The 6670-nt window shown below is 59.1% G+C and carries 4 protein-coding genes; all 4 read left to right on the forward strand.

Annotation, left to right across the window (positions count from 1 at the left end; all coding sequences use genetic code 11):
- The coding region (locus ACJROR_RS10990; protein WP_406547092.1) for a S8 family serine peptidase at positions 1-1508 on the forward strand (1508 nt) is incomplete at its 5' end.
- 196 nt (positions 1509-1704) lie between these two features.
- Positions 1705-2376 carry a CDP-diacylglycerol--glycerol-3-phosphate 3-phosphatidyltransferase gene (gene pgsA / locus ACJROR_RS10995; protein WP_406040844.1) on the forward strand — a complete coding sequence of 224 codons (672 nt, stop codon included), beginning with the start codon at positions 1705-1707 and terminating at the stop codon, positions 2374-2376.
- Positions 2377-2389: 13 nt separating this feature from the next.
- Positions 2390-3391, forward strand: coding sequence for a hypothetical protein (locus tag ACJROR_RS11000; RefSeq protein ID WP_406547093.1), 1002 nt, complete (start codon positions 2390-2392; stop codon positions 3389-3391).
- A 273-nt stretch (positions 3392-3664) separates the two neighbouring features.
- Positions 3665-6670, forward strand: a 3006-nt coding sequence (locus ACJROR_RS11005; RefSeq protein ID WP_406547094.1) for a hypothetical protein, incomplete at its 3' end; no start/stop codon positions are given.

The following is a 6670-nucleotide window of genomic DNA, read 5'->3' on the forward strand; positions in this document are numbered from 1 at the left end:
TCGTGGATGACACCCATCCCGATCTCCGTCCTAATGTCAGAGGAGATGCTGCTGTGGGAATTCCCTATGATCACAGCCACGGCACCAAGGTGGCCGGCCTCATTGCCGCAGCTCCCGCCAATGCCGAGGGGAGCCGCGGAGTGGCCTACGATGCCGGGCTCAGATCCTATGAGGGATATTTTAATAATACCTCCATGCTGACCTCGCTCTTTATGGATGCCTTCAGCGATGCGCCGGACGTGCGGGTGGCCAACGCCAGCTTCGGGGTGACCGTCCCGGTGTTTGAAGGAAACTCCGCCCTCAGAATGTCTCTTGATAATCTTCAGGATGCCGGGGTGCTCCTGGTGAAGTCCGCCGGAAACGGCTTCGGCGGCATCGAGGAGTACAGCGACTGCCAGAGCATCGGAGTTTCCTGCGACTTTTCCGGAATGGACGAGGAGAATGTGCATCCGGCCACGGTGGTAACGGGAGCCGTGAACGCTCTGGGGGGGCATGCCTCCTATTCCTCTCCGGGGGCTAATCTGTTTATTTCCGCCCCCTCCGGGGATGACTGGCATCCGCATCTCATTACCGCGGACTGGCAGAGCTCCTGCGCCGGAAATCCGGATCCCGAGTATGTTTATGCCTCCCTTATAAAGGGCAGAAATCCCTTTTACGCTATCCCCTGCTACCGTTATACCAACACGTTTTCCGGCACCTCGGCGGCGGCTCCTCAGGTTTCCGGCGCCGCGGCGGTGGTGTTTTCGGCAAATCCCGGGCTCAGTATCTGGCAGGCCAGATATGCACTCGCGGCCAGCGCCCGGAATGATGCGGTGTTCCCGGCCATGGCGGAGGATGAACCCGTAACCTCCCGGGGCCTCACGGTGAATCAGGGGTGGATCACCAATGCCGCGGGCTGGCGCTTCAGCGCCAAATACGGCTTCGGTCTTGCGGATGTGTCCGGGGCCGCCGCCATTGCCCGCAACTGCTCCGCGGATCCCGCCTGCGTCCGCCGGGAGGACGATCCCCGGGAGTTCCGTTCCGGGATCATGTACTGCGCTCCGGCTGCCAAACCCGACAGCAGGTTTGCCAGCGCCTACAGCTGCACGTTTTCCGGATTTTCCGGAGAGGGGGTGATCACGTCAAAGGAAAACTATGAGGTGGAAAACGTCGTTCTGGACATGGGCAATACGGTCTTTGATCCGGATCAGGATTATGCCAATACTCTGGACTGCAAAGATATTTCCTTTGATTATCACAGCTCCTCGGACGCCAGGAGCTTCCGGGCGCTCTCTCTCATTCAGGTGGAGATCCGCTCCCCGGAGCATACTCTGAGCGTGCTGAAGCCCCTTTATGCGGTTTTTGAGGGCAAAACCCCGGGAACCGCAATGAGAAGCCTCACCAATGCCTTCCGGGGAGAGAACTTCACTCCCGGGGACAGCTTTACCGTGAATGTCTATTCCCAGTGCCCCCTGGCTCTCCCGGTGCTTAAGGATGCCTATGTTACGGTGCATGCCTTTAAGAAGTAGCAGGGTGTCCCGGCGCCATCCGGGATGCCGGATTTTGCCGGGATTTTTGTGAAAGCCCTTTCTGTTGGTGTATAATTTCCGGCATAAGGCAAGGAACGGAACCTTTGCCGTTATCCGGCAGCGGAGAGAACGGGCTAAGCGGAACGGTCATACGATAATGCAGAACACACAGGCGCCTAAAAAGGCTACCCCATTTATGGAAAAGATCCCCAATGCTCTGACTTTGTTCAGGGTTATTCTTATTCCCTTTTACGTTCTCTTTTATTACCTTCCCTTTGATTTAAGCAATCTGGTGGCAGCGGTGATCTTTATCATCGCCTGCCTCACCGATCTTCTGGACGGGTATCTGGCCCGGAAATGGCAGGTTTGCTCCCGCTTCGGAGCCTTTCTGGATCCCGTGGCGGACAAGATCATGGTCTGCGTGGCCCTGATCCTCATGGTGAGCCACTACAGCAAATACGAAGCCAATTACTTTCCCTATATCAGCGTCATTATCACCCTCTGCGCCATTGTGGTGGTGTCCCGGGAAATCGTCATCAGCGCCCTCCGGGAATGGATGGCGGAAATCGGCAGCCGGGCCCGGGTGGCGGTAAGCTGGATCGGGAAGTGGAAGACCTCCATTCAGATGATCGCCATTTCCGGTCTCATCTGGCGTCATAACATGGAGATGGTGTATGTGGGGCTGGGTCTGCTGCTTATTGCCGTGGTGCTGACCATCTGGTCCATGATCGATTACATTATCGCCGGGGTGCGCGCCATCAATGAAAAGACCGCCGCCGCGGCTCAGGCCGCAAAGCAGGCCCCGGTTCCGGAATCCGACAATGACGGCACCGCAGCCGGAGAGGACTCCCGTGACAGCGCCCAGTGAGGAGAAGCCTCTGATGACAGATGAGATCCGCGATGAGGATTTTGCGGATTGTCCCGTGATTGCCCCCCGGGAGGAGCCCGGATTCCTTAAGGTTCCGGATCTGCCGCCGGATCCCGTCCCCGCGGTATCTCCGTCCCCGTCCGGATCCCCGGATCTCCGCAAAAGCTTTTATCTTGAGGCCTACCGCAATGCGGACAAATCCGGGGTGATTCCCTGTCAGGCCTGCGGCGCTCCGGCTCTTCCCTTTATGCGCTACTGCCCCATGTGCGGCCGGGAGCTTTTGCCGGCGGGGCCGGCGGCCGTCCCCCGGGCGCCGGAGGATCCCCGCATTCTTAAAGCCCGCTTCCTGCACCGGCTTATGACAGCCCAGCTTTTGACGCTCCTCGCCATCCCGGCGGGATTTCTGACGGCGCTGGTTTTTGCGGTGATAAATGCGGGATCGGTGCTCCATGCGGCGCTGGTGATGCTGGTGAACAAGCTTCTGGGGCCGCTGCTCAGCCTGGCTCTGGGCATGGATTTCAATTCCGGCGCTCTGAACCAGCTTCAGGGGCAGTATCTTTCCCTGATAAGCGAATACGGGGACAAGGCGGTTTTCTGGGCAGAAACCATGGTGGCCGCTCCCTTTATGGTGTTCCTGGTGTTCGCCCTTGCGGCCATGGCGATTTCCTTCGGGGCCCGGGGACTTTTTCCGGCAGGGGACTTCCCCCGCACCCGCCGCATGCTGCGCCGCTGCCTGGGCGCCGGGCTTCTGGGTTCTCTCGCTTCCGGACTGGCCGTTTTTCTGATTTACCGCTTCTGGAGCTTCCCCCTCCTGCTCCTGTCCCTGAATGTTTCTCTTTTAGCCGCCGTCTGGCTGTCCCTGAAGTTTTTTACGGTTAAGGGCGTCCTGAAAAGGGCGAGCCGGGGCCAGCCGCCGACGGAAAGGGCCGGCGTCTGGTATCTCTGGGCCGGCATGGGAAGTCTCCTTATCTGTCTTCTGGGCCTGGACAGCATGGCTCTGGCGTTTCTTTTATAGGTTTGGCGGGGCATAAGCGGCGGGTTCGGACGCCAAACCGGCGCTCCGGAGGGCCGCGCCGGGGCCTCCGGCCGCCGGAAGACCCCGCTGATCCCCAAAAAACGGCATTTTCCGGCGGAAAAATGTGAATATAGTGATCTGTTATAAAAAACTTTTTTCAAGTCTTTGGCAAAATAGCAGGATAAGCGGGCATTGTCTGCCGCCCGCCTTGTGCCCGAAATTCGCGGAGGAGGACGGGCGCCTGAATTTCAGTTGTTACAGGGAATTATTAGTATGACCAGCAATATGGATACCGGAAGCATGCACCTTGCGGCTCTTGTACGTGATTTCATCATATACATCGACCACGAGTGCTTTGAGCGTCCGGATGAACTGCAGCGCTTTCTGGGAGACTCTTCGCAGTATTTAAGGCGTTATAACAGAAAAGTGATTGTCAATACTGACTATGTAACAGCTGCCCAGAAGACGCTGTCGGATGCGAGCAAGCTTCATACCTGCATGCAGCGCCTGGAAACCTCGGGACGTCTGGAACGTCTGGATGCCGAGGATATCGAAACTGCGGTGTCCGATCTTCTGGAAAAGGACAACGTGCTTCTGATTACTCAGGATCGGGCGCAGGCCGATGCGGTATTCGGGATGCCGCGGCTTTCTGAGCTGACCACTCTTTACATTAAAACCATTGCCGAAAGCGCGGACATGCAGGACTTCACGGGCATCCGTCCCAAGAAGAGCATCCCTCTGGGCAATGCTCCCATGCAGGCCGCCACCGTCAAGCATATTATTCTGGACATCTCCTCCCTGAAATTCGAGTGGACCTCCTATTTCCTGGAGGATATCACCGCTCCCATGGTGCTTAACCAGCATGCCTTCACCCTTTATGTCCTTAACCGGCAGCTGGAAGAGGCCAGAAAAGAAGGCGAGATCAGCAGGGCGGTGCATCGCGTTTACGGCCACTTCAATCATGAAAACATGGCCGAGACCCGGGACGAGCTCAAGTTCAAGGATGACGCCAGAGCCATTCAGAAGCTGCGCACCCAGGGAAATATCGCCGTGCTGACCTACAGTCCCGCCCGGGCCGGCAATTTCTACAACTTTAACGACAAGGATCTCTCGGGGCGGATCGTGCTTCCGGTCACCTACGTGAACGGCGCGGTTTCCGCTGATTTCGCTTGCCCGTGGCGCCGGGACATTCTGGCGCTTTTTGAAAATCTGGCCAGTCAGGTCAAAGAGGATAGCTTCGATAAGTATGAAAAAATTGCTGAAAAGGAAAAAAGCGCTTCTTCACAGGAGGATCCGAAGGGCCTTCTGGCAGCATTTGAAAGAAACAGCAGCAAGCTGAATTCCCGGCCCCGGGAGCCTGATGACGGCACCGTGGTCTCTCCTATGAAGAGAACCGTGGACAGCGTGCAAATCGATATTCCCGATGCTCCCGAGGTGGTTAATCCCGGACTGGCGGCTCCTCATGTGGACATGGGCACCATTGATCCCGACAAGGGCCTTTCCGGTCAGATGGACGCCATTATTCCCAGCATTCCCCGGCAGAAGGGCCACCGGCCGTTTGATCCGGTTTCCGGTCTTTTTGACAAGACCCGGAGCGTGCAGAAGAACCAGTCCCGCACGGTTTCTCTCTTCGGGGAGGAGCAGGAAAAGAAGCCCGTAACCGTATTCTCGGAGGGCTTTAAGGAAGGGACTCATTTTGGAGAACATCTGCCGCCGAAGCCGGCCCCGGCTGCGGCAGCGCCGGAGACCGCGGTTCCGGCTCCGGAGCCCCGGGAGATCAAGAAGGATTTTGAGAGAATCGGCGAAGTCTCCGAGACTAGCGTTGCCGCTGTGGCCCGGGATGATTTCCCCGCCGCCGCGGAGTCCATGCCCGATCCCCTGATGTTTTCCGGTGAGCCCCGCGCCGCCGCCTCAGCCGAGACGCCGGAGTCCTTTGTGTCTTTGAATCCTCTGGAGGCCACCCCGGTGCATGAGGGCGAGGAGATTGCTCTCGAGGGCGTGGAGCAGGAGGATCTTTCCCAGGAGGGACGGAGACGTCAGGAAGAGCTGGAGCAGGAGCGGGAAGAGAACGCCAGCCGTCCCTCCGGCCGCATTCTCAAGCCTCTGGCTCCCCCGGATCCGGATCTTGAGACCCGTTCAGAGACCCGAGCAGATGTTTCCGGCGGGATGATTGTGCCCCGGGAGACGGTTTCCGCCGAGAGACCCGGCATTCTGGCCGCTCCGGAAGACTCCCTGAATCCCCCCGGCATGATTCAGAACCCCAATGCTCCTTCTCTGGGCGGCGGCCTGCTGAATCCCGAGGCTCCTTCCCTTAATGCCGGCGCGGTAACCGGCGGCATTCTGAACCCCGAGGCTCCTTCTCTGGATGCCGGTCCGGTAACCGGCGGCATTCAGAATCCGGAAGCGCCCACCTTGGACGCCGGCCCGGTTTCTGCCCGCATTCAGAATCCCGAGGCTCCCACTCTGGACGCCGGCCCGGTTTCCGGCGGCATTCAGAATCCTGAGGCTCCCACCCTGGACGCAGGCCCGGTAACCGCCCGCATTCAGAATCCGGAGGCTCCCACTTTGGACGCTGCCCCGGTTTCCGGCGGTATACTGAATCCCGAAGCGCCGCTGCTGTCTCCCCTGGGAGCTCAGGATGAACCTTTTTCCGGTGGCGCAGCTGATACTTCTGCTTCCTTTGCCGCCCCTGAGACCGGGGCAGAGCCTGAGCCTCAGGAGGAAGTGACAGCGGAAGTCCTCCAGTCCGGGCCGGATCCGGAGGAGCCTCTTAAGAGCGCCGCTCCCGAGCTTCCGGATACTCCGGCGGAGACGGAGCCTGTCTCTCAGGAGCAGGAGCTTCGCAATGCCAGAAAGGAAGAGCTCATTAATACCCTGTTCGGCCGCGGGAAGCCGGAGCAGTCTGTCTCCGCGCCGGACCCGGAGCCGGTTTCGGAACCCGCCCCGGAGGTTCCGGAGCCGCAGGATGATTTCCTGAATTTCGGGACAGACGAGGAGCCCGCCGCGGCAAGCGTCCCTGAAACTCAGATTCCCGAGCCTGAGGAGCCCCCTTATGAGGATCCCCGCTCCGCCCGGAAGGCCGCCATCCTGAATTCCCTCATGGGGAAGAAGAATGGCACCCAGGATAACAATAATGCCGAAGCCTCTGTTACCGCCCCGCAGCCGGAGTTCAAGAGGAAGAATGATCTTCTGAAATCCCTGGCCGGCTCCGGAGCCTTTGTTTCCCCGTCCCCTAAGACTCCTGCCCCCGAGGCCGCAGCCCCGGAGACTCCGGCGGAG

Origin of the sequence: Succinimonas sp., assembly GCF_045225735.1 — a bacterium.
In the GTDB taxonomy this organism is placed as follows: Bacteria; Pseudomonadota; Gammaproteobacteria; order Enterobacterales; family Succinivibrionaceae; genus Succinimonas.